Source organism: Mesorhizobium sp. M1169, from assembly GCF_040318345.1.
In the GTDB taxonomy this organism is placed as follows: domain Bacteria; phylum Pseudomonadota; class Alphaproteobacteria; order Rhizobiales; family Rhizobiaceae; genus Mesorhizobium.
On sequence record NZ_JAMYME010000003.1, the window covers coordinates 207,123 to 230,135 of the forward strand.

The 23,013-nt window shown below is 62.5% G+C and carries 25 protein-coding genes and 1 pseudogene; 8 read left to right on the forward strand and 18 right to left on the reverse strand.

Annotated elements, in window-relative coordinates; translation table 11 throughout:
• Nucleotides 1–79: 79 nt before the first annotated feature.
• The 3 genes from NKH41_RS04615 to NKH41_RS04625 all read right to left on the reverse strand — a co-directional run bounded on the left by NKH41_RS04615 (nt 80) and on the right by NKH41_RS04625 (nt 2,977).
• Nucleotides 80–997 carry an oxidoreductase gene (locus tag NKH41_RS04615; RefSeq protein ID WP_352502127.1) on the reverse strand — a complete coding sequence of 306 codons (918 nt, stop codon included), beginning with the start codon at nt 995–997 and terminating at the stop codon, nt 80–82.
• A 49-nt stretch (nt 998–1,046) separates the two neighbouring features.
• Entirely contained in the window at nt 1,047–1,616 is a 570-nt protein-coding gene (locus NKH41_RS04620) for a TetR/AcrR family transcriptional regulator (RefSeq protein ID WP_352502126.1), read from the reverse strand.
• A 704-nt stretch (nt 1,617–2,320) separates the two neighbouring features.
• On the reverse strand, nt 2,321–2,977 hold the full coding sequence (locus NKH41_RS04625) for a TetR/AcrR family transcriptional regulator (RefSeq protein WP_352617784.1): 657 nt from the start codon (nt 2,975–2,977) through the stop codon (nt 2,321–2,323).
• A gap of 88 nt (nt 2,978–3,065) precedes the next feature.
• On the opposite strand from NKH41_RS04625, the gene NKH41_RS04630 reads away from it, so the two are divergent.
• Together NKH41_RS04630 and NKH41_RS34125 are read left to right on the forward strand one after the other, a co-directional pair.
• The gene (locus NKH41_RS04630) at nt 3,066–3,431 is read left to right on the forward strand and encodes a VOC family protein (protein WP_023676207.1); all 366 of its coding nucleotides are present in this window, start codon (nt 3,066–3,068) and stop codon (nt 3,429–3,431) included.
• Between the two features lie 14 nt (nt 3,432–3,445).
• The gene (locus NKH41_RS34125; RefSeq protein ID WP_502894794.1) at nt 3,446–3,937 is read left to right on the forward strand and encodes a GFA family protein; all 492 of its coding nucleotides are present in this window, start codon (nt 3,446–3,448) and stop codon (nt 3,935–3,937) included.
• A gap of 71 nt (nt 3,938–4,008) precedes the next feature.
• Here the strand turns inward: NKH41_RS34125 and NKH41_RS04635 are convergent, their stop codons facing one another.
• The 5 genes from NKH41_RS04635 to NKH41_RS04655 all read right to left on the reverse strand — a co-directional run bounded on the left by NKH41_RS04635 (nt 4,009) and on the right by NKH41_RS04655 (nt 8,431).
• Nucleotides 4,009–4,746 (reverse strand): SGNH/GDSL hydrolase family protein, encoded by a 738-nt coding sequence (locus tag NKH41_RS04635; RefSeq protein ID WP_352617787.1) that lies wholly within the window; start codon nt 4,744–4,746, stop codon nt 4,009–4,011.
• A 37-nt stretch (nt 4,747–4,783) separates the two neighbouring features.
• Nucleotides 4,784–5,731, reverse strand: coding sequence for a sigma-70 family RNA polymerase sigma factor (locus tag NKH41_RS04640; protein WP_352617790.1), 948 nt, complete (start codon nt 5,729–5,731; stop codon nt 4,784–4,786).
• Nucleotides 5,732–5,750: 19 nt separating this feature from the next.
• Nucleotides 5,751–6,683 (reverse strand): alpha/beta hydrolase, encoded by a 933-nt coding sequence (locus NKH41_RS04645; RefSeq protein ID WP_352502123.1) that lies wholly within the window; start codon nt 6,681–6,683, stop codon nt 5,751–5,753.
• A gap of 313 nt (nt 6,684–6,996) precedes the next feature.
• Nucleotides 6,997–7,248 (reverse strand): hypothetical protein, encoded by a 252-nt coding sequence (locus NKH41_RS04650; protein ID WP_352502122.1) that lies wholly within the window; start codon nt 7,246–7,248, stop codon nt 6,997–6,999.
• Nucleotides 7,249–7,513: 265 nt separating this feature from the next.
• Nucleotides 7,514–8,431, reverse strand: a complete 918-nt coding sequence (locus NKH41_RS04655) for an AraC family transcriptional regulator (protein WP_352502121.1) — start codon at nt 8,429–8,431, stop codon at nt 7,514–7,516.
• A 132-nt stretch (nt 8,432–8,563) separates the two neighbouring features.
• Between NKH41_RS04655 and NKH41_RS04660 the strand changes: the two genes are divergently transcribed.
• The 3 genes from NKH41_RS04660 to NKH41_RS04670 are packed head-to-tail and all read left to right on the forward strand — an operon-like array spanning nt 8,564 to nt 10,065.
• A complete protein-coding gene (locus NKH41_RS04660; RefSeq protein WP_352502120.1) occupies nt 8,564–9,307 on the forward strand; it encodes an SDR family NAD(P)-dependent oxidoreductase in 744 nt (247 codons plus the stop codon).
• 10 nt (nt 9,308–9,317) lie between these two features.
• The gene (locus NKH41_RS04665) at nt 9,318–9,719 is read left to right on the forward strand and encodes a VOC family protein (RefSeq protein WP_352502119.1); all 402 of its coding nucleotides are present in this window, start codon (nt 9,318–9,320) and stop codon (nt 9,717–9,719) included.
• Between the two features lie 4 nt (nt 9,720–9,723).
• Nucleotides 9,724–10,065, forward strand: a complete 342-nt coding sequence (locus NKH41_RS04670; RefSeq protein WP_352502118.1) for a nuclear transport factor 2 family protein — start codon at nt 9,724–9,726, stop codon at nt 10,063–10,065.
• Between the two features lie 410 nt (nt 10,066–10,475).
• Here NKH41_RS04670 and NKH41_RS04680 read toward each other — a convergent pair whose 3' ends face one another.
• The 6 genes and pseudogenes from NKH41_RS04680 to NKH41_RS04705 form a co-directional block, all read right to left on the reverse strand.
• The gene (locus tag NKH41_RS04680) at nt 10,476–11,327 is read right to left on the reverse strand and encodes a LysR family transcriptional regulator (RefSeq protein WP_352541805.1); all 852 of its coding nucleotides are present in this window, start codon (nt 11,325–11,327) and stop codon (nt 10,476–10,478) included.
• Nucleotides 11,328–11,495: 168 nt separating this feature from the next.
• Nucleotides 11,496–11,798, reverse strand: coding sequence for a tautomerase family protein (locus tag NKH41_RS04685; protein ID WP_352502116.1), 303 nt, complete (start codon nt 11,796–11,798; stop codon nt 11,496–11,498).
• Between the two features lie 93 nt (nt 11,799–11,891).
• Nucleotides 11,892–12,896: a zinc-dependent alcohol dehydrogenase family protein gene (locus tag NKH41_RS04690; protein WP_352836481.1), complete on the reverse strand. Its 1,005-nt coding sequence runs from the start codon at nt 12,894–12,896 to the stop codon at nt 11,892–11,894.
• Nucleotides 12,897–13,024: 128 nt separating this feature from the next.
• Nucleotides 13,025–13,323 (reverse strand): annotated as a pseudogene (locus NKH41_RS04695) (helix-turn-helix domain-containing protein); the annotation flags it as partial.
• A gap of 206 nt (nt 13,324–13,529) precedes the next feature.
• On the reverse strand, nt 13,530–15,092 hold the full coding sequence (guaA, locus tag NKH41_RS04700; RefSeq protein WP_352473470.1) for a glutamine-hydrolyzing GMP synthase: 1,563 nt from the start codon (nt 15,090–15,092) through the stop codon (nt 13,530–13,532).
• A gap of 55 nt (nt 15,093–15,147) precedes the next feature.
• Nucleotides 15,148–15,681: a MarR family winged helix-turn-helix transcriptional regulator gene (locus tag NKH41_RS04705; RefSeq protein ID WP_352768201.1), complete on the reverse strand. Its 534-nt coding sequence runs from the start codon at nt 15,679–15,681 to the stop codon at nt 15,148–15,150.
• Nucleotides 15,682–15,752: 71 nt separating this feature from the next.
• On the opposite strand from NKH41_RS04705, the gene NKH41_RS04710 reads away from it, so the two are divergent.
• Nucleotides 15,753–16,079 (forward strand): hypothetical protein, encoded by a 327-nt coding sequence (locus NKH41_RS04710; RefSeq protein ID WP_352541802.1) that lies wholly within the window; start codon nt 15,753–15,755, stop codon nt 16,077–16,079.
• Here NKH41_RS04710 and NKH41_RS04715 read toward each other — a convergent pair.
• The 3 genes from NKH41_RS04715 to NKH41_RS04725 all read right to left on the reverse strand — a co-directional run bounded on the left by NKH41_RS04715 (nt 16,051) and on the right by NKH41_RS04725 (nt 18,625).
• Nucleotides 16,051–16,725: a 5'-methylthioadenosine/S-adenosylhomocysteine nucleosidase gene (locus NKH41_RS04715; protein ID WP_352768199.1), complete on the reverse strand. Its 675-nt coding sequence runs from the start codon at nt 16,723–16,725 to the stop codon at nt 16,051–16,053. The genes NKH41_RS04710 and NKH41_RS04715 overlap by 29 nt on opposite strands.
• Nucleotides 16,726–16,751: 26 nt before the next feature.
• A complete protein-coding gene (locus NKH41_RS04720) occupies nt 16,752–17,210 on the reverse strand; it encodes a PaaI family thioesterase (protein ID WP_023677140.1) in 459 nt (152 codons plus the stop codon).
• Between the two features lie 125 nt (nt 17,211–17,335).
• Nucleotides 17,336–18,625 (reverse strand): RsmB/NOP family class I SAM-dependent RNA methyltransferase, encoded by a 1,290-nt coding sequence (locus tag NKH41_RS04725; RefSeq protein ID WP_352768197.1) that lies wholly within the window; start codon nt 18,623–18,625, stop codon nt 17,336–17,338.
• 344 nt (nt 18,626–18,969) lie between these two features.
• On the opposite strand from NKH41_RS04725, the gene NKH41_RS04730 reads away from it, so the two are divergent.
• Nucleotides 18,970–19,647: an MIP/aquaporin family protein gene (locus tag NKH41_RS04730; protein ID WP_352541796.1), complete on the forward strand. Its 678-nt coding sequence runs from the start codon at nt 18,970–18,972 to the stop codon at nt 19,645–19,647.
• 77 nt (nt 19,648–19,724) lie between these two features.
• On the opposite strand, the gene katG is transcribed toward NKH41_RS04730, so the two are convergent.
• On the reverse strand, nt 19,725–21,923 hold the full coding sequence (gene katG, locus NKH41_RS04735; protein WP_352768194.1) for a catalase/peroxidase HPI: 2,199 nt from the start codon (nt 21,921–21,923) through the stop codon (nt 19,725–19,727).
• A 147-nt stretch (nt 21,924–22,070) separates the two neighbouring features.
• On the opposite strand from katG, the gene NKH41_RS04740 reads away from it, so the two are divergent.
• Nucleotides 22,071–22,979, forward strand: coding sequence for a hydrogen peroxide-inducible genes activator (locus NKH41_RS04740; protein WP_352768192.1), 909 nt, complete (start codon nt 22,071–22,073; stop codon nt 22,977–22,979).
• Nucleotides 22,980–23,013 lie beyond the last annotated feature (34 nt).

Here is a 23,013-nt window from a genome sequence, read left to right on the forward strand (position 1 = left end):
GTCGCCCGGGCGAGGCTCGTCCAATCCGCGCCCCAGAGCAAGCCTACACGAGGGCCTGACGCACCGTGTCGCCGTGAAGTCAGGTGGCCGGCAAGCCTGGATCGATGCCGGTCATGGCGATGGAGACGTCCCAGAGCCGCTTCGCAAGCGCGGGATCTTCGGCATGCGGCGCGCGCTTTGCTTCGCCGGCTACACCGCGGATTCCGCCAAGGCCGGTGGGACCGTAATAGCCTCCGGGCTTCACCTTGCCGGTCGCAGCCAAAAGTGCCGGCCACGCGCCCTTGTCGGAGCTATTGAGCAGCAGGCCGACGATTGGGCCTGCGATCTGGACAATCCCCATGTGGCGGCCAAGACTTGTATTGGCGACGCCAGGGTGAACGCCGATGGCTGTGACGGGCGACTTCGGCGCGCGCAGGCGACGATCCAGTTCGAAGAAGAACAGCGCGTTCGCCAATTTGCTGCCGCCGTAGCGATCGGTCTTGATGTAGCTCTTGTCGGCGTTGAGGTCGTCCCAGTCGATCTTGGCCTTCAGATGCGCGATGCTCGAGGTCACGACCACCCGCGATCCCGGCGTCTCCGCCAGTTTGGGCAGGAGCAGCGAGGTGAGCGCGAACACGCCGAGATGATTGACGCCGAACTGCGATTCGAACCCCTGCTTCGTGCGCGTCAGCGGCGGATTCATGATCGCGGCATTGTTGATGAGCGCATCGATCCGTGGCTCCTTCGCCGCGATCTCGGCTGCGGTGCGAACGCTGTCCAGGTCACCGAGGTCGAGCGGCAACCAGACGAGATCGGCATTCGGCGTGATCCGCTTGATCCGCGCGATGGCGTCCTGCGCCCTGGTCTGCTCGCGGCAGCCAAGCAGGACGCGCGCGCCCCTGGCGGCAAGCACCCGCGCGATTTCGAACCCGACGCCGGCGTTGGCGCCTGTGACGATGAAGCTTTTTCCCGTCTGCTTGGGAACGTTAGCTTCGGTGAAACCCTTGCAATTCGACATTTTCGATCCTTATCTATGAGTGACTACATACTCATTTAGGGGCTAAAACTCAGGCGGCAGACCCCTTCCAGAAAAGGTCGAACCCGGCCTGCCGGATGGCGTCACTTTCCTGAGGTTTGGCTGTGACCGCGTTGATGCTGATGTCGGCCAAGTCGAAGAGAATGGTATCGATGTAGAAGGCGATCCTGTCAGGCGCGGCATGGCCGGCGAGACACTCCTCCACCATCGTCCGCGCATCCCGCTGCATGGCGTGACACCGGTTCCGGCTTTCCGCTGTCACGCGATCCGAGACCTTCAACTGACGAAGGGCCTTGCGCGCCGTGGCGTGAGCCAGTCCCCAGTCAATCAGACGGTTCCAGACCGCGAATAGTCGGTCTTTGGGGGAGGCGTCCGCCGGATATGGCGCCAGCATCATCTCTACCAAGTCGGCCTCGATCTCGAGAAAGAGCTGGTTGAGCAGATCGTCCTTGGTTGGAAAGTAAGTGAACAGCGTTCCCTCAGACACGCCAGCAGCCTTTGCGATCTTGGCCGTGGACGCGCCTGTGCCCAGGCTGGCGACGAACTCGGCCGCTGCATCGAGCAGTGCCTGTCGCTTTTCTTCACTGAGGGGACGCGCCATATTTCCGTCCAACGACATTGAGTGAGTACATACTCGATTATATAGGGAATAGCATGAGATTGGTCAAGGGATGCAGCCCCGCATCTTTCGCGGTCCATACCGACCAAGCTCGAATGAAGATTGTGTGGGCACACACCATGAGGCTGCGGCTGCCTTTTCAATAAGGGACGCAGTGGGGATCGAGATGTCTATCGAAAGGGAAATGCATTGAATTCAGGGCCTTGATTGCAGTCCCCGGGGCATCATCATGCCTACTTCGATGAGAGCAGGTGATGGCACGCCCAGCCCTGACCAATCCAAAAGCGTGAACGGCACCACAAGCGGACATTACTCGGTATCTATCGAGATGTGTGAGCCGCCTACACTACGACACAGTTTCCCGCAGTATCCGAAACTACGCTCCCCTCACTCCCACTCGATCGTTTTGAGCCATCGTAACGCGTTGACGCGGCAGCACAAACTTTTCTGCACGCCGAAAAGAACCGACTCTGCGATCCGTCAGAAATCTGCGCTCTTGATTTCAAAAGGGAATTTCGGCGATTCGGGATCGGCTCGGTTTCGGCGACTATCGACAACAATCGGTCTATTTTCGACAGCCGCGCCGCAACAAGCCGCGACCCACTGGGGACCAAAAAAGGACCGTCAAACACGGCCGAACGGTCCGCACGGTAGCGCCCGGCATTCGCTCGTCGCCGTGGAGTGCCTCACTTGCCGTATGACGCAAGGAACACCCGTACGCCGGCCGCGGCGTGCCGTCGAAGCTTCGCCGGTTTCGGAATCGACTCGTCACCCAACAGCATGGCCCTGTTCAATGGCTCGCCCATAATCAACCAATTGAACTGGGAAGCGGCGACGGCCGGATCATCGATCGCAAGCAGGCCGCGATCAGCCAAGCGCTCGAACAACACTGCCATCGCCGTCATTGCGCGCCCGGGTCCGCCATCGAAGAGCGCCTTTGCCAGTTCCGGGAAGCGGCCGACCTCACCGATCACCAGACGGCGTAGCTGCATGACGCGCGGCGTGAGCACGGTGGTAAGCTGTCGGTACGCATAGCGCCGAAGATATTCGGCAATATCTTCGCCCTCGGCGAGTTCGGGCATTTTACTGTGGACCCTATCGCTGGCTCGATTGGTCAAGCTGCTCACGATCTCCACGAACAGCATCTCCTTGTTCGGAAAATTCTTGTAGACGGTCTGTTTCGACACCGCCGCAAGCGCCGCGATCTCGTCCATATTGGTGGCCAGATAGCCCTTTTGCAGAAACACTTCTGTCGCCGCCTCGAGGATGGCCCGGCGCTTTTTCGCCGACCGTCCGTGCGGTTCGAGTTCTTCTGTAGCACCTGCTGAACGCGTCGTGGTCATGCTCCTGGCGTGTCCGCTGCCGATTGACTCATGGGTACTGGACCGTCTAGTTTGATTTGGACCGAGATGCAATAGGGAGAGATCGACAATGCACATCCAGTTCGCGGAGCTTCCGGTGTTCGACCAGGAACGCGCCAAGGCGTTCTACATCGATCACCTGAACTGCCGCGTCGTCGCCGATCAGCCAATGGGCAATGATGGGTGGCGATGGATCGAACTCGGATTTCCAGGTGCCGAAACCACCCTCCACTTCTTAAGGCGCAAGGACGAAACACCATCTGAGGGCCCCGTCCTCGTGCTGGTTGACAACGAAATCGAAGTCACCGTTCAGAGACTCAAATCGCGAGGCGCCGAGATCATAGCAGAACCGCGCCCCGCGCCATGGCAACCGGGGCGCACGATCGCGGAGTTTCGGGACAGCGAGGGCAATCGCATGATGATCACCAGCAGATGACGCACTCACCTATCATGACCGCAACTTGCTCTTGCGGTGGCGTCGAACTCAAAGCCTTTGGCAGGCCGATCGTGAGCAGTGCCTGCTACTGCGACGACTGCCGGAAGGGAGCTGATCAGATCGAAGCTTTGCCAGGTGCTGGCGCCATACGCGATCCCGATGGCGGCACCGCATACATCCTCTATCGAAAGGACCGCATCGAGTGCTCCAAGGGGGCCGAATTGCTGAGGGGTTACAAGCTTAAGGAAACTTCAGCCACGAATAGGGTCATCGCCATGTGCTGCAATTCAGCGATGTTAATGAACTTCGATAGAGGTCCGCATTGGGTCTCGGCATACAGAGCGCGGTTTCACGGAGAACTCCCGCCACTGCAGCTGCGGATTTGCACTAAGTTCAAGTCGGACAGCGATGTCATTCCTGACGACGTGCCGAGCCACCGCGGTTATCCTCTAGGGTTCGTCGTTAAACTTTTGGCATCGCGCGTGGCGATGTTGCTAGGTCGATAAACCGGCCGCCAGCCTGCGCGATAAGACATTCAGATAGGTGCGCAAATCGGATACGGCCCTGCCGCTCAGGCTCAGGCCTCAATGAACTTCTGTAGGCGATCCGCCACGATCAGCCCTGCCCGGCTGTTCAAGTGCACGCCGTCGGTGTGAAATAGCCAGCCATTTACGCGGGCGACATCATCCGGACGCTGCCGCAGCACCAGTACGCGAAAAGCATCGCGATAGAATGGAAGAAAGTTGAACGCCGTGTAGGCCCGGCCAGGCGAGGCGCGAACTTCCTCGGTGAGCGCCTCATGGAGCGGGACATAGCCGCAGCGTTCCTCGTGCGCGATGGCCGCCACGATCGCAGAATATTCCTTGATCCGCCGGTTGAGCTCGCTCTGGAACGGATCGTCCGAATCCGGCGCTTCTCCTATCGGAGGGAGCGAGCAAAGGCCGATGTCCGCCGCCGTCTCGCGCTTCAGCCTGCGTGCTATCTCGGCCAGATTCTCGTGGAACCAATCGGGCGAAGGCGTGCGGGGCAGACGCTTCCAAAACGCAAAGAACCGCCGCACTTTGCGTGACACGAGCGTGAGAACATCATTCCCGCCGACCCAGACGATGACCTTGTCGGGACGGCAGGCGAGCACATCCGGCAACCGCTGCAGCGCATTGTACGCCAAGTCGCCGCCGACGCCAAAATTCCGGAACTCAAATTGCCCGTTGCCCGGCCGCCGGCGGAGCTCCGCCATCCAATCGAATGCCTGGCGCTTGCCCGCCGTGCTGCTCGACCCGAGGCACGCCACGATTTTTCGTTGAGGACGCACCATCGTAACTCCGCCAGGCCAGAAGTGAGAAATCGTCGCCTTATGCTCTTCCCAAAACGGCCCGCCCAGTCATGAGTTTCAGGTCGGATTCCGCGGCGTTTTCCAACATCCATGGACAGGCATAATAATCTTCGATGCGATCGATGACGCGACCGGCGACATGGACACGAACCGGCCACGCGACCTGCCACCGGTCGCCTCGCTGGAAGAGCACGATCAGGACAGGCTCTCCGTCGATCGCCCCCAACTCCATGGTCCACGTCTCCGGGTTTCGCTCGTATTCGACGAAATAGGGAGAACTTCTGAGCAGGCCGTCGAAGCAGTCGGCGACCCGCAACCGAGCATCGGCGCTGGTCAGGCTCCGCACGCCATCCCAGTCATGGCGGTTGAAGAGGTCAACATAGCGCTGCAAGAGCCGCGCGGTGTCGGGATCAAGCGGACGGTTCGGTTCACCGGCAGGTTCAGCGGGCAAGTCGGCGAGCTTCGCCCGTCCGCGGGAGAGCGCGGCTTTGACGCCCCCAACCGTCGAGTCCACGAGTTCTGCGGTCTCTTCCAGCGAATAGTCGAACACGTCCTTCAAGAGGATGCAGGCGCGCTCCTTGGGCGGCAAGCGGCCAACCAGCCGTTCGATGGCGCGGCGTGCATCGGTCGCTGCCGGCTCTGCAGAGACAACGCCGATGTCGTCCGAATAGGCGTGCTCCGCGCGCTCGCGCACATCGCGTCGCCTCAGAAAGTCGATGCAGCGATTGTGAGCGATGCGAAACAGCCAGGGCTTCAGCCGGCGGGCATCGTCGAGGGTCTCAATCTTCGTGTAGGCCTCGAACAGCGTCTCCTGCACGAGATCCTCACCGTCGAGGCGTGAGCCCGTCATGCGGGCGCAGTAGCGATGCAGTTGGGCGCGGGCGCCTGACACCGTCTCGAGGAAGGCGCGATATCGCGCGTCGAACAGGCCGGTCGGTCGCTCGGGCATGTCCTTCAGCTGCCACATCTTGGTTTCAATTTGCCAGTCATGCGACCTCCTGACCTTCAGCGCGTGTTGCTGCGGTTGCGGCCAGACCAAGCTTGGGGCGAACCCATTGTGCCAACCGCGCGATCGCGTCGTCGGCTTCGGGAGCGCGGCCGGCCATCATCTGGAACGAGTGCAGCATCCCCGGAAATACGTCTAAGCGCATCTCGACGCCGGCGGCTTTCGCGCGGTCGGCGAGCGCTCGGCTGTCGTCGAGCAGGGTTTCGTCTCCACCCACTTGCAGATAGATCGGCGGCAGGCCCTTCAGATCGGCAAAGATCGGGCTGGCGAGTGGATGCCGGGGATCGGTCCCTGCAAGGACTTGCGATACCAGCATATCCACGACCGCCTTCTGGAAGAAGGCGTCCTTCTCGCGGTTGCTTTCGTAGGAGTGCCCGCTCGCCGACAGATCATACCAGCCAGAGATGCTGAGGATCGCGGCCGGCAGCGGCCGTCCCGCATCGCGGAGTTTCATCGCCGCCGCAACGATCAGGCCAGCACCAGCGGAATCGCCTGCAGCTATGGTGTGCTTCGGCGCGACACCCTGCTCGGCAAGCCATTCGAACGCGGTCACGGCCTGCTCGATTTGGCGCGGAAACTTGCTCTGGAAAACGTAGTCGTACGTAGCGAGCAGAGCGTAACAGCCGATCGCCTTAGCAAGGTGTCCGACCATCTTGCGATGGGTCCAGATCGATCCGCCGACATAGCCACCGCCGTGCAGGTAAAGCATGACCCGGTCTTTGGCCGCCGTTTTTGGCTGAACCCACAGCGCGGTCTTGTCGCCGACCTTCGTCTCGACGTAATCGACGCCGCCCGGTTCTGCCGTCAAAACGGACCACTCGGATGCTTCCTGTGGCGATTCTCGACCGCTGCGAAAAGCCTCCGCGAGCGTTTCGTAGTGTATCTTGTTCGCTAGGCTCTGCTTGCTGTTCATTTGTCACGCTCCAATTCGTCCAGGAGGGCGATGTCAAGGATGACCGTGCCCATGAACAGCTAAGACGGATGAACCCAGCGAAAGGATACGTGGCCGGCAGATGCAACGCCTCGCCGGTGGCAGTTGCCGCGGACCCCGGGTGTCAAACCCAGCAAGGCTAGGCTGCTCCACCCTTCTCTGTGGGACGTTCGTTCCAGACATTCGCCGATCGGCCAGATGCTTCGTCTATGCCGTCGCCGGGTGGCCGGGGGCTGGGACTATTGACTATTATCGCCGAGCCAACATCGCCTTAAACGTGCTGCTCTATCCTCTTCTACTCCGCAGTACTCCTCGTCACTCCCACTCGATTATCAATCGTTAACTTAAGAACTTGAATTCGCTTCACAAAATGTTTTTTCGGTTTCTGCATACCGTCATATAGACCGCCAAAAGTACCGGCTTTTGAAATCATTGGTTTTTTCTGGCATATCGCGGAAATTATGGTTCCGCCATCTATCGGCAGGCGCGGCGGCGACATCACTCCTTGGCCCGCACCGCCGCCTCTACGCCAGACTACGCCGCCCACGATTCCTCCCGGAATTATACCGTCACGGCTCGGTCCGCCATCCCCGGCGCGTGAACGTCCTTCACCTTCAAACAACCGCTTGGCCAGGCGCGGGAAGTGAAGGTCGCGTTGTGAGGCCTGCTGTGCCCTCCCCTATCGCTCACCCTTTGCGTGTCAGAAAAAAGAATGTGACTCGACAAGGATATCATCTCCACGTCGGAGCAGGATTGAATTGAAGCCCTGCCTACGGCAGTCCTTCGTCGTCCGCGAGTTCGCCCCGCGACATTCATCCATTGCTGATCGCCAGCAAATGTTCGGCGTTGCGTGGGCCTCTCTGGCGCAATCGCGCCACATCTCTCGACGGCGGCAACCCGAACTGACGAGCATATTCGCGGCTGAACTGGTTTGGGCTTTCGTAACCCACACCGAACGCGACGGACGTGGCGTTGCCTTCTCCGGCAATGAGCAGGGATCGGGCGTGCAGCAAGCGCACGTGCTTTTGGTACTGCAGCGGGCTGAGCGCCGTCACGGCCTTGAAATGGCGGTGGAACGCGGAAACACTGAGAGCCGCCATCTCCGCTAAAGCCTCGACGCGCAACGGCTTGGCGAAGTTCTCCCTGATCCACTGGATGGCGATCCCGATCCGCGAGAGAGCAGTGTCAGGCGTGGCGACATCACGCAGCATCCAGCCGAGCGGCCCCTGCATCACGCGGAAGAGGATCTCGCGCTCGTAGGCAGGCGCCAGGGCTGCGATCTCGTTCGGACGCTCCATCAAGCGCAGCATGCGAAGCCAGCAGTCGAGCAGGTCCGGTGTGACCGGCGCGACGGAGAAGCCGGGTCTGTAGAGCTCACCTCCAGCAGGTTTGGGCAGGTCGGCCAGCAGATTGGCGACGATCGCCGGCTCCAGAGTCAGGCTGATCGCCAGATAGGGTTCTCCGTTTTCAGATGGGTGCACGGAGCCAACCGCCGGCAGATCGACCGACATCACAAAATAGGTCGCGGGATCGTAGCGAAACGTCCGATCGCCGACCGTCATCGTCTTCGACCCTCTCAGGATCAGATTGACCATGGGATCGTAGACGGCGGCAAGCTGATGTTCCGGTATGTCGCCCTGAACCATGGCGACACGCGGAATGCCCGTCTCCGTGCGGCGGTTTTCCGCGCGAGAAGCCAGCTGCCTGAGTTCCTGAAGCTGCGTGCCCATGGGCATCGTTGTTTCACAGCGGTGCACGCCGATCAACAGGGAAGCAGAAATAGGCAAGATCCGAGTAGGATCGTGCGAGCGGCCGCGATCCCCCGCGCCTATCACCTGGTCAGCAAATCCAAGGAGCACCAAATGAGCATCGTCATCATCACAGGCGGCAGCCGCGGCCTCGGCGCCAGCGTCGCGATCCAGTGCGCCAGGCGCAGCATGGGTGTCATCCTGACTTACAACAGCAATCCGGATGCGGCAGCGAAGGTCGGCAAGGCGATCGTAGCGGATGGCGGCAAGGCAGTCGCCATAAAGCTGGACGTCAGCGACAGTTCGGCGTTCCTTGCGTTTCGCGACGCAGTCGGCGAAGCGCTGGCAAGGACCTGGAACAGAAAGACCTTCGATTTCCTCGTCAACAATGCGGGGTACGGGCTCTATAACCCCATCGCCTCGGTGACCGAAGAGCAGTTCGATGGACTGTTCCGCGTGCATCTCAAGGGGCCATTCTTTCTCACGCAGGCCCTGCTTCCCCTGATCGCCGATGGCGGTCAGATCGTGAACGTCACCAGCGCAACCAGCCGCGTCGCGACCGCCGGCGTTGCGCCCTACGCCTCCTTCAAGGGCGGCCTCGAGGTGCTGACGCGCTACATGGCCAAGGAATTCGGCGAGCGCCGCATCCGTGCCAACTCGATCGCGCCGGGGCCCATCCGCACCGAGCTTGGCGGTGGGCTAAGCGAAGAATTCGAGGCGCTACTCGCCGGGCAGACTGCGCTCGGTCGCGTCGGCGAACCGGACGATGTCGGCTGCATGGTCGCCAGCCTGCTGTCAGACGAGAACCGCTGGATCAACGCCCAGAACATCGAAATTGGCGGCGGCTACATGATTTGAGGAAACTCACATGCTCGATCATGTGCTCCTGACAGTAAATGATACGGCGCGGTCGATCGCCTTTTGCGAAAGGCCACTTCCTATGCTCGGGGTCACCGACCGCCTCGACTACGACGGTAAGGACGGACCGGCGGGGCATCCCGACCTCAAGGGCTTCGGCGCCAAGGGCCGGATGTTCTTCTGGCTGAGGGAGGGCTCGGCAGCACCCGGCGCGGTGCATGTCGGTTTCGCCGCCGATTCTGAAGCGATGGTGAATGCCTCCCATGCCGAAGCTTTGGCGGCCGGTGCGACCAAGATCAACGCACAGGGACCGCAGCTGCACTACGATCCCCGCTACTATGCGGCGCAGGTCAGAGACCTGGACGGTTGCAGCCTCGAATTCGTCTTCAAGAGCTGGCAGCACGGGAGCTAAAGCGATGACCGCCAACACCTTGCGCAAAGCGGCAGATGCGCTGATCGCGGCAACCAACGCGTTCGACGCCGACGCGGCGGTGACCTTGTTCACGCCAGATGCGGTGATCGACGACCCGTCGACCGGCCACCGATTCGACGGTCATGCCGGCGTCCGCGATTACATCGAGCGGTATTTCGTAGGCTATCACACGGTCACCCGCTTCCTCTCGATCGACGGCATCGGCGCCGGCCAAGCGCGCGTGCGGGTCAATTTCACCGGAGACTTTGGTCACGAGACCGGCCTTCTTGACATCTCGGTTAATGCCGCCGGGCTGATCGTTCGCATTGACGCCGATCTCGAATAACTAGACTAGCTTTACGAACCTGCCGTTCTCGTCTCTCTACAGTTCCAGCAGTCTGTCCAGCGCACGCAGCAGCTTTTGGGCGAAGCGCAACGCGTCGCGTACAACGTCCAGAACATCGACCAGGCGTAGCACATCACCCTACGGCAATGCCTCAATGTCCACCCGGACCAGCAGCTCGTCGCCGACGCACGCGAACCCTGGCAGAACAACGTCGGCGGGCATCGAGGGGAACGTCTCGGCATTTCAATTGGGCTGCGAAAGCGCGACGCAATTCAATCGTGAGTTCCGGCGTCTGTTTGGCGCTCCCCCTCTGCGCGACGTGAAGCGCCTGCGCCGGTTCGAACAGGCCGCGCAAGAACGTCGCTTCGACGCGACGACATCGACGTGCACTGAATGGAATCGACGAGAGATCAATTTGCGAGCCGCTCTATGACTAGGTCGAGCAAGGCTCGTAACCGTGCGAGCCGCCGTAAGTCCCGGTGGTAGCCCACATGGGTATCCCGGCCGGGTGGCGTTTCGCCGATGTCTATCGCTGCGAGCCCAGGCGTGCGGTCGCCCAGTGGCCTCGGCAAAACCGCAAGCCCGGCGCCCTGCGCACAAAGCTGCGCCTGGACCTCGCGATTGTTGCTGCGCAGGCAGACTTCAGCGTTAGGCAGCTTCTGTTTAAGCCACACTGCGTCGGGCATTTCTGCGTATGCCATATCCATGGTGATCAAACGCGCGCCCGCACCGTCTCCCAGCAACGGGGAGGCCATGCCTGCTGGTGCGTAGAGCGCATAGGGAATGTGCATCAGTCGACGCGAGATCACTTCCACATCGCTGAATGGGGTAATCCGAAACACCAGATCGGCCTCTCGCCGGGGAAGGCTGTAGAGGCGCGCGTCGGTGAGCAACTCCACGCATAGCTTCGGATGCCGGCGGCCAAACTCGGCTAGAACGGGAGCCAGCATGATGTGACCAAACCAATCCGACGACGAAACGCGCAAGTTGCCCTCGAGATGCGCCTCGGCGCCGGCAAGCCGCCGCTCGAAGGCGAGCGCCTCTTCCTCGATCTTTTCGGCATGGCCGAGCACCGCTTGACCTTCGTCGGTCAGAACAAAACCGTCGGAGTTGCGTTGGAAAAGCGTATGGCCGACAGCCTCTTCCAGCGCGCGCAATCGCCGACCCATTGTCGGCTGCGTCTGCCCAAGTCGGCGCGCTGCTGCGCCCAAAGTGCCCTCGCGGGAAATAGCCAGAAATATCTTTAGATCGCTCCATTCCATCCTTGATACTCAAACGTGCTCGCATGGATTCTCACGAAGATCGCCCATCTTCATGCGATTTCATATGCAGCAGATCGAGGCGGGGCGCCATGGGAGGCGCGATATATTCGAGCCGGGAATGCAAGCGCCGGCTCGAATCGTGGGATTCTTGAGCATCCACGCCGCCCGTCACGCAGATATGGGTGGGGCCAACCGAGCAAATTCCTCCCGCGTCGCGGGATTTCCGTCAATCGACTCGTAAACCGTCTTGCTTCGTTCGAGCATGCCCATCAGAGACTTCGGACCTTCGAACGGGCGTCCGCCAATGTGCCAGCCATCGGTGTGGAGTTCTTCGATCAAGACCCACACTACTTCGCGAAACGCCTCGGAACCTTCGAAGCGAACCATGACGTCTGTGAGGGCCTTGGCCATTTCATGCTTCTCCTCGGCGGAGAAGACGTTGTCGACCAACGTAACGCGAATATAAGGCATGATGTTTTCCTTTTAGGTTCTTGGGATCCGTGAACGGAGACGTCGTCTGGGAGGCTGTCACGGTCCCGGAACAGCCCGCTTCGACGTTGCGCATCAGACGTCTATGTCGACGACCAGCTTGCCCTGGGCATTGCCATCTTCGATGGCAGCGTAGGCGTCGCTCGCTGTTTCGAGTGTGAAGAGACGCGGATCGACGATCGGGACAAGCTTGCCAGCCTCGGCCAGCCGCGCGGCCTCCCGCATGATCTCGCCGTGGTGTTCACGGCCAATGCCTGTCAGCAGCGGAAGAAGCGTGAACACGCCCGAATAGGTCGCCGCCTTGAACGACAGTGGCGCCAGTGCGTGACTACCCCAACCGAGGGAACTGACGACATGGCCAAACCGCTTGACGGAGGCGAATGACGCGTCCAGCACCGTCCCGCCGCCGGTGTCGTAGACGACATCGAAGCCGCGACCGTCCGTGTATTCGGCGACATATTGCTCCACCGTCTTCTCGCGATAATCGATCGCGACCGCTCCCAGGCGCTCGATCAACGGCTTCTTCGCGGCTGCGTCAGTGGCGTACACCTCGGCGCCGAACGCCTTCGCGATCTGGATCGCAACATGACCGACGCCGCCCGCACCGCCCTGGACCAGGACCTTCTGACCTGCCGAAACCTTGGCACGATCGACAAGGCCCTCCCATGCGGTGATGAAGACCAGCGGCAGCGCTGCCGCCTCGCGCATGGACAGGTTCGTGGGCTTCGGTGCAAGCAGCCGCGCATCGACTGCTGCGAACTGGGCCAGCGAACCTTGGTTCCCGCCCACGCCTCCGGTCATGCCAAAGACCTCGTCCCCGCGTTTGAACGCGGTGACACTCGGACCAACCTGCTCGACGACGCCGGCAAGGTCGATGCCGAGAATCGCCGGAAGCGGATGTTTCGCATGTGCCGCAGCGCCTGCGCGGATCTTAGTGTCGAGAGGATTGACGCCGCTCGCTCTGACCCTGACGAGAACCTCGCCGTCGCCAGGAACGGGCCGCGAGACTTCCGAGAGCCTGAAGGGCTGTTTGAACTGACCCAAGATCAGCGCATGCATGGTGTGAGTGGATTGGGACATTGACGTACTCCGTTGTTTGTTGACGGACTTACGTTGCCCCATTTAAAGCCGCTTGGAGATTAACGATACTGCACGACATCCAAACATAAATGTTTGGCCCGAGCGTTGGAGCAACCGGCCTTGCGCACCAGCGTCAGCGCCACGACCTGGTCGACCAGCCTGGCCTCAAGCGGCGCGATGCCCGGAGGCCGGGTCTTGACGCGCAGCAGTCCTTCGACACCCTCGGCCATGAAGCGTTCCTTCCATCGCCACACGCAGGTTTTCGACTTGCCGGTCGCCGCCATAATCGCGAGCGTTCCAAGCCCCTGATCGGTCAGCAGAATGATCCGCGCCAGACATGCTTCTGCGGCGAACTCCGCCCCGCCACGATCGCTTCAAGCCGAGCCCTGTCCGAGGCCGTTACAGAAATGCTGATGCCAGTACGCATCCCCTAACGTCGCACGCTGCGGCGACAACAGAAATCCCAACAGGACTCTTTCGTCCCAATCAATCCACTAGAAGTGGCCGCAGATCGGAGTTGCCGGGCAAAGATGGAGAAAGCCAGCTTAGCGGAGTGAAAAACTCGACTAGAACGGTAATTGCGCGGCGATGAAACTAGCCGCCCAAACTAGATATTGCCGCCGTTTGTACCCCTCACTCCCACTCGATGGTGCCTGGCGGTTTGCTCGTCACGTCGTAGACGACGCGGTTGATGCCGCGTACCTCGTTGATGATGCGGGTGGCGGCTGCTCCCAGGAATGCCATGTCGTAATGGTAGAAGTCTGCCGTCATGCCGTCGACCGAGGTGACGGCGCGCAGCGCGCAGACGAACTCGTAGGTGCGGCCGTCGCCCATCACGCCGACGGTCTGCACGGGCAGCAGCACGGCGAAGGCCTGCCAGATGGCGTCGTAGAGTCCGGCCTTGCGGATCTCGTCGAGATAGATGGCGTCGGCCTCGCGCAGGATCTCCAGCTTTTCGCGGGTGATGCCGCCCGGACAGCGGATGGCGAGACCGGGACCGGGGAACGGATGCCGGCCAATGAAGCTGTCGGGCAGGCCGAGCTCCTTGCCGAGCGCCCTCACCTCGTCCTTGAACAATTCGCGCAGCGGCTCGACCAGCTGCATGTTCATGCGTTCGGGCAAGCCGCCGACATTGTGATGCGATTTGATGGTCACCGACGGGCCGCCGCTGAAAGAGACGCTTTCGATGACGTCGGGATAGAGGGTGCCTTGTGCCAGGAAATCGGCGCCGCCGAGCTTCTCGGCCTCCTCCTCGAACACTTCGATGAACAGCCGCCCGATGGTCTTGCGCTTCTTCTCGGGGTCCGACTCGCCCTCGAGCGCGCCGATGAAACGGTCCGAAGCGTCGACCAGGATCAGCGGCAGATTGTAATGCTGGCGAAACATCTCCACCACGCCTGATGCCTCGTCCTTGCGCATCAGACCGTGGTCGACAAGGATGCAGGTGAGCTGGTCGCCGACCGCCTCGTGGATCAGCAAGGCCGCGACCGAGGAATCGACGCCGCCCGACAGCGCGCAGATCACCTTGCCCTTGCCGACCTGCTTGCGGATCGTCTCGACCGCGTGCTCGCGGTAGGCGCGCATCGTCCAGTCGCCTTCGATGCCGGCGATGTTGTGGACGAAGTTGCGGAGCAGCCTGGCGCCGTCCGGCGTATGCACCACTTCGGGGTGGAACATGAGGCCGTACATTTTGCGCTCGACATTGCCGAAGATGGCGAAGGGCGAGCCCTCCGATTTTCCGAGCACCTCGAACCCCTTGGGCAGGGAGATGACGCGATCGCCATGGCTCATCCACACCTGGTGGCGCTGGCCGGGCGCCCACAGGCCCTCGAACAACGGGCTGTCCTTGGCGATCTCGACGAAGGCGCGGCCGAATTCGCGATGATCGGAGCTTTCGGCGACGCCGCCCATCTGCACGCACATCGCCATCTGGCCATAGCAGATGCCGAGCACCGGCACGCCGGCATCGAAGACGATCTGCGGCGCGCGCGGGCTGCCGATGTCGCCGGTCGAGGCCGGGCCGCCGGACAGGATCACCGCCTTCGGATCGATGCGCTTGAACGCCGCCTCGGCCGACTGGAAGGGCACGATCTCGGAAAAGACGCCGGCCTCGCGGATGCGGCGGGCGATCAGCTGGGTGAACTGGCTGCCGAAATCGACAATCAGGACGGTGTCGGGATGATTGGCTGTTTTCATGGCGAGCGTTTAGAGAAAGAAACGAGTCGGCGCAATGGGTTGTGAGGTCGCGCTTTCACTTCGATTCCGGTGTGTTGTCCTGAACGCCAGAGGCTTTGTCCAATGCATCAGTTTGCGTTGTATCGAGTGACCGCAAGGCGCCCATCAGCGCCGCGAAACGCTCGTGACCAAGGCGGGCAACATAGCTCCGTTCGATCTGCAGCTTGATGCGGTCGCCATCGCGCAGGGCGTCCAGGCCCTTGCGGGTGTAGCGCACAAGCTTGCCGCGGCCGTCTTGCGGATCGGGCAGACGCTGCAACACACCTTCCGTCTCCAGGCCATCGAGCAATTGCTGAATCGCCTGCTTTGAGATCGCCGAGCGCTCGATCAGCGCCGACTGGCGCATGCCGCCGCGCGGGATATGTCCAAGCAGGCCGGCACGCGCTTCGGTGAACCAGTGATGGCCGGCAGCGCGCATCGCAGCGGCGAACTCGGTCTGCCAGGCGCGGCTCGCCTGCCACAGCCGCCAACCTATGTGATCCGGCAGCGCTTCAGGTTTTTCGTCAAGGCCCTTGACCAAATTCTTCTCGCCCGATACATAGTCAAGCATCTTGACTACTAGTTCACTCTAAGTGGCGATGCCGGTCAAGGCAATCGGCGACTTCAATTCAGGAGGAAATCATGGCAGCACTTCAGAAGGAAGCCCTTGCAATGCTCATTCCGGGCATGACCCATGTGTTGGAACGAAACGGCAAGGAGGCTTACGTCTATTTTGAAAGCGAGGGTGCCGCGCACATGCTGCTCGACGATGGCGAGGCGCGAAGCGGGCGCTGGCGGATGCTCGATGACGGTTATGTCGCCGACTGGGACACCGGCGCGACCGGACGCTGGACCCTCGATCACGAGCCCGGGTCAGTCACTTACATCAATCGCGACAACGCCGTTCGCTTCAGGATGATCGGCGTGCTGTTCGGCAACGCTAAGAACCTGCCGCCCCAACAAGCTTGAAGTCGATCGCGCCTGAGGCGATCGCCTGCTCCAGCAGTTGCACCGCCGCGGCCAGCTTCTCGTCGATGACGTGCAGATATTCGGTCCAGTCGCCAACGTGTCTCAGATCGGCCGCGCCGTCAGAAATGCCGCGCAGGCCGATAAGCGGAACGTCGAACAGCTGGCAGGCGCGCAGGCAGGCGAAGGTCTCCATATCGACCATGTCGGCGGCGATCGCGTCGTAGGCGGCGCCGGTGACGATTGCCGCCCCGGTCGACAGCGTCGCCTGTCTGACGCCTGGTATCCTGAACGGCAGCGGCACGCTGACAGGCAGGTCGAGGAACGGGGTGGCGCCCTTCTCGAACCCCAGGGGCGAGGCGTCCATGTCGCGGTAGCCAACCGAAACGGCCTGGTAGATTTCCGTCTGCTCCAGCGTCCGGCTGCCCGCCGACCCGAGCGACACGACGAGATCGGGCAGCGCCATCCCGGCATGCAGCCGGGATAGTTCGGCGCCGAGCCCGATACCGGCCTCGACCGGTCCGACGCCGGTCATCAGGGGCGTGAACAGCCGCTGCAGGTGTGGACCGTATTCGGCCTCCGCCGCCATGACGAAGAGAACGGACTTGCCGGAGATCGGGGTGAGCTCACCAGGTGTCTTGCCGGCCATGATCGTCCATCCTCCCTACCCGCTCCTCAGCCCTCGATTCCGTCGCGGCCGAGCACTGTCATCATCGTTCCGGTCATCGTGGCGATCAGCTTGGCCTCGCCGTCGACGGCGAACGCATAGGCTTGTCCATCGGCGACGATGATGGTGCGGCCGGGCTTGGTCACCGAGCCGCGGAACAGGAAGCGCTCGCCCCTGCCGGGCGCCAGCAGATTGACCTTGAACTCGATGGTCAGCACGCCGGAATTTTCCGGCATCAGCGAGAATGCCGCATAGCCGCAGGCCGAGTCGAGAGCCGTCGAAATGACGCCGGCATGGAGAAAGCCGTGCTGCTGCGTCAGCGCCGCAGAATAGGGCATTTCGATCTCGATGATGCCGGGCGTCACCAGCGTCAGCTCGGCGCCAATCGTCATCATCGCGTTCTGGCGCGCGAAGGACGTCCTGACGCGGTCCTCATAATCGGGAGCAGGAACGATCTTTGCTGCCATGGCCGTCGCCCTTCGTTTCTCGGCAAATCTTATCGCAAAGGCATTTATCGCAGAGGGGTGGGCGGCAGGCAATCGCAAATGCTGCACTGCAGCATTCGGCTTAGCCCTGTATCGATGGCAACGATTCAGCCGGCCCGCCGCAGCGCGCAGAAGTAAAAGCCGTCGGTGCCGCTCAGCAATGGCGACAGCGAAATGCCGCCCGCAGCGCCAATGCGCATTGCCGCTTCGTGGCCCGCAAAACGGCTGTCCCAAAGCTGGCGGTGATCGACCGGGACAAAATCGGGATGGCGGTCCCGGAACGCCGAAACCTGGTCGCCATTCTCCTCGTCGAACACCGAACAGGTGATGTAAACCAGCAGGCCGCCGGGTTTGACGAAGTCCCTGGCGGCATCGAGGATCGTCTCCTGCTCGCCCTTGCGGGCGTCGAGCTGTCTTTGCGTCAACCGCCATTTAGCATCCGGCCGGCGCCGCCAGGTGCCGCTGCCGGTGCAGGGCGCATCGATCACGACGATATCCATGTGCTTGCCGAGCGGCGCCAGTTCGGCCGGCTTGGTGACGATCTGCACATTGCGGTTTTCCGAACGGCGGATGCGGTCGAAGATCGGCGCCAGCCGTGCCTTCTCGGCATCGTGGGCGAATATCTGGCCGCGATTGTCCATCGCCGCGGACAGCGCCAGCGTCTTGCCGCCGGCGCCGGCGCAAAAATCGAGCACCTGCATTCCAGGTTCGGCGCCGGCCAGTTCGGCCGCAATCTGCGAACCCTCGTCCTGAACCTCGAACCAGCCTTTCTGGAAGGCCGGCTCGGCCTGCACGTTCGGGTGCCTGCCGTCGCCTTCGATCGGCGGGATGCGGATGCCGTGCGGCGCGATCCGGGCAGGCTTGGCGCCGGTCTCCGCCAGTTCCGCCAGCACCTTGCCGCGATCGGCCTTCAGCGTGTTGACCCTGAGGTCGAGCGGCGGGCGCGTCGCCAGCGCGGCGCCCTCTTCCACCCAGGCCGTGCCGAACGCCCGCTCGAACAGCGGCATGCACCAGTCTGGGATGTCTGCCCTGACGGCCGGCGGCGCATCGGCAAGCCGGCGACCGCCGACCATTTTCAATTCGTCGGCGGTAAGCAGCGGCGGCGCAAACTTGTCGCCCTCGAGCGTCTCGTTCAGCGACTGCGCCGTCTGGCCCCATTCGAGCAGCAGCGCGCCGAAGCCGATGGCGCGCGGTGTGTCTTCGCCCAACAGCCAGCCGGCCGAGCGCTTGCGGCGCAGCGCGTCGTAGACGATGTTGCCGATCGCGGCGCGGTCGCCGCCGCCGGCGAAGCGGTGCGATAGGCCCCAGTCCTTCAGCGCATCGGCCACCGGCCGGTGGCGCCGGCCAATGTCGTCAAGCACTTCAATGGCTGCCGCCAGCCGCCCGCCCAGTCTCATTGTCGTCTTCCATTACTCAGTAAATTAATTCCGGCCCTGCTCTTAGAGCTTTTCGTGCCCCGATTGAAACAGTTCTGTTTCGCCGACGGCGAGACGATCCATGCCGACGGGTGACGAATGTGGGTTGGTGCATCGCGAGCCGCGGCCACCAGGCGGGCGCCGGCATGCGTAACGAACAATTCGATCAATATATTACACGTTTCTAATGTGCGTGTCCGGCGCTCACAAGCATAGCGGCTTGCGAAACTGCTCTGCTTTGCAAGTTTTCCGGTTGCGAATACTCTTTGCGCGGTGATTCGCGTCGCAGAAAAAGCGGAGCCGCGGGTCGATACGAGGAGAGGGCAATGAAAACTTATCTGGCGGAAGTTCTGGGCACGTTTCTATTGGTGTTCATCGGCACGGCTTCGGTGGTGACGGGCGGCTTCGGCGGCGCGCTGCCGCTCGGCCAGGAAGGTATCGGTCTGGCGTTCGGCATCGGCCTGATAGCGGCCGCTTACGCGATCGGCCCGATTTCCGGCGCGCACCTCAATCCGGCGGTGACGCTCGGTGTGTTCCTCGCCGGGCGGATGCCGGCTAGGGACGTCATTCCCTACTGGATCGCGCAGGTCATCGGCGCCATCATCGCGTCGCTGGCGCTGTGGATCATCGTCTCCGGACAGGTCGGCGGCCACACCGGCGGCTTCGGCGCCAATGGCTGGGACGTGACGAAATGGGGCGTCAGCTCGGCCTTCCTGTGGGAGCTGATCGGCACCTTCACCTTCGTCACGGTGATCCTCGGCGTCACCAACGCCAAGCACACGACGGCCTTCGCCGGCCTGGTCATCGGCCTGACGCTGGCCGGACTGCACTTCGCCATCATTCCGGTGACCGGCACATCGCTCAACCCGGCCCGTTCGATCGGACCGGCGCTGTTTTCGGGAACTGCGGCGATCAGCCAGCTCTGGCTGTTCATCGTCGCGCCGCTGATCGGCGGCGCCATCGCCGGCGTGGTCGCCAAGGCCGGTATCTTCGAGAAGGACTGATTTTTCGAAGGCTTCATGGAAAAGGCGCGGGTCAAGGCCCGCGCCTTTTTGTTGCGTCGAGAATTCGTATGCCCGGATCACGCCGCGATATCAAAACGGTCGGCGTTCATCACCTTGGTCCAGGCGGCGACGAAATCCCTGACGAACTTCCGCCCGGCGTCCGCCGACCCGTAGACCTCGGCCAGCGCACGCAATTGCGCGTGCGAGCCGAAGATCAGGTCGGCGCGGGTGCCGGTCCACTTGACTGCCCTGGTCTTGCGGTCGCGCGCTTCGTAGACTTCATCGGAACCGGCGGCCGGATCCCAGACCGTGTTCATGGAGAGCAGGTTGACGAAGAAATCGTTGGTCAACGTGCCCGGCCTGTCGGTGAACACCCCGTGCTTCGACTGACCGGTGTTGGCGCCGAGCACCCGCAACCCGCCGACGAGCACCGTCATCTCCGGCGCCGTCAAGGTCAGCAGCTGCGCCCGGTCGACCAGCATCGCTTCGACCGACATCGGCGGCTTGCCCCTGACATAATTGCGGAAGCCATCGACTTTCGGCTCGAGCGCGGCGAAGGACTGGACATCGGTCTGTTCCTGCGAGGCGTCCATGCGGCCCGGCGTGAACGGCACCCCCACGTCATGGCCGCCGTCCTTGGCCGCCTTCTCGATCGCGGCGACGCCGCCAAGCACGATCAGGTCGGCAAGCGAGACCTTCTTGCCGCCGGACTGCGAGTTATTGAAGCCCTTCTGGATGCCTTCGAGTGTCTCGAGCACCTTGGCCAGCTGCGCCGGCTGGTTGACCTCCCAATCCTTCTGCGGCGCCAGGCGGATGCGGGCGCCGTTGGCGCCGCCGCGCTTGTCGGAGCCGCGGAAAGTCGAGGCCGACGCCCAGGCGGTCGAGACCAGTTCTGAGACGGACAGGCCGGAGGCCAGGATCTTCGCCTTCAGCGAGGCGATGTCCTGCTCGCTGACCAGCTCGTGGTCGATTGCCGGTATCGGGTCCTGCCAGATCAGCTCTTCCTTCGGCACGAGCGGGCCGAGATAGCGGACGGCCGGACCCATGTCGCGATGCGTCAGCTTGAACCAGGCGCGGGCGAAGGCATCGGCGAACTGATCAGGATTCTGATGGAAGCGCCGCGAGATCTTCTCGTAGGCCCGGTCGACGCGCAGCGCGAGGTCGGTGGTCAGCATCGCCGGCGCGCGGCGCTTGGAGGGATCGTGCGCGTCCGGCACGGTGCCTGCACCGGCGCTGCCCTTCGGCGTCCACTGATGGGCGCCGGCCGGGCTCTTGGTCAGCTCCCATTCGTAGTTGAACAGATTGTCGAAGAAGTTGTTGCTCCATTTGGTCGGCGTCGTGGTCCAGGTCACCTCGAGGCCCGAGGTGATGGCGTCGCCGGCAATGCCGGTGGCATGCTTGCTCGACCAGCCGAGGCCCTGCGCCTCGATGCCGGCGCCTTCCGGCTCCGGGCCGACGAGCGATGCATCGCCGGCGCCATGGGTCTTGCCGAAGGTATGGCCGCCGGCGATGAGCGCCACGGTTTCCTCATCGTTCATGGCCATGCGAGCGAAGGTCTCGCGGATGTCGCGCGCCGCGGCCAATGGATCGGGCGTGCCGTTCGGGCCTTCCGGGTTGACGTAGATCAGCCCCATCTGCACGGCGCCGAGATGGCCCTGAAGTTCGCGGTCGCCGGAATAGCGCTCGTCGGCGAGCCACTTGGTTTCCGATCCCCAGTCGACGTCCTGCTCCGGCTCCCAGACATCGGCGCGACCGCCGGCGAAGCCGAAGGTCTTGAAGCCCATCGATTCCAGCGCGACGTTGCCGGTGAGGATCAACAGGTCGGCCCAGGAGATCTTCCTGCCGTATTTCTGCTTGACCGGCCACAGCAGCCGGCGCGCCTTGTCGAGATTGGCGTTGTCTGGCCAGCTGTTGAGCGGCGCGAAACGCTGCTGGCCGGCGCCGGCGCCGCCACGGCCGTCGCCGATGCGATAGGTACCGGCGCTGTGCCAGGCCATGCGGATGAAGAGCGGGCCGTAATGGCCGAAATCGGCCGGCCACCAATCCTGCGAATCGGTCATCACCTGGTGCAGATCCCTGATCACCGCATCGAGATCGAGGCTCTTGAATTCCTTGGCGTAGTCGAAGTCCTCGTCCATCGGGTCCGACAGGCTGGACTGCTGATGGAGGACGCCAAGGTCAAGCTGGTTCGGCCACCAGTCACGGTTGCTCCTCCTGGCCGATCCATGTGGGACCGGGCATTTGCCGGCGCTGTTGTCGTCGGTTTTCGCGTCCATCTTTGCCTCCGATTTGTTGATTTTTCGGGATTTTGTTGATTTTCCGGGCAGGGCCGGCGGCCGCGCCATCCTGGAATGGTTCCAGACTAGCCCGCCCAGCCGATAAAGACAAATTGCCTTTGCTGTTTATTCTGATAGGTTTTCCTTATGATCGGTTTGACCGTCCGGCAGATGCATTATTTCGAGGCGCTGGCGCAGACGCTGCATTTCGGCCGTGCCGCAAAACTCGCCGGCGTCAGCCAGCCGGCGCTGTCCTCGCAGATCGCCGAGATGGAGCTGCGGCTGAATTGCCGTCTGTTCGAGCGCGGCGGCAAGGTGGTGCGGATGACCGACGAGGCCGTGGCCCTGCTGCCGCGCATCGAGCGCATTCTTGCCGACGTCCGCGACGTCGAGGCGACGGCCCGGCGCGGCCGCCCGGCGCTGGTAGGCCGCTTCCGGCTCGGCATCATCCCGACGGTGGCGCCCTATCTCTTGCCGCATGTGCTGCCGGAGCTGAAACGGCATTTCCCGGCCTTGCAGCTGGAACTGCGCGAAGCGGTGACCGCCTCGCTGGTCGAGGACACCAGTTCGGGTAAGCTCGACGCTTTCGTCGCGGCGCTGCCTCTCGATTACCCAGGCCTGGTTACCGAGGAACTTTTCTCCGACCGGTTCTTCCTGGCCGTGCCGGCCGGCGATCCCGCCTTCGCCTCGCCGCCGGTGCCACCGGAGAGCCCGGCACTGGAGCGGCTGATGCTGCTGGAGGAAGGCCATTGCCTGCGCGAACAGGCGCTCGCCGTGTGCGGCAACGTGCGGCCGGTGGCGATGGCAAGCTATGGCGCGACCAGCCTGACGACGCTCTTACAGATGGTGGCGCACGGGCTCGGCGTCACGCTCATCCCGGAAATGGCGGCAGGGCCGGCCAGCACTATCCCCGATTTGAAGATCGTGCCGTTCCAGGAACCGATGCCGCAGCGCACGATCTGCCTCGCCTGGCGGCGCAACAAGGTGCGCCACGACGAATGCGTCGAACTGGCGAAGATCATCCGCGGGCTGGACGCGGCGGTGCTGGCGGCTTGAGCGGCGGGTCAAGGATCCGGGTTTAGCCCCGAAG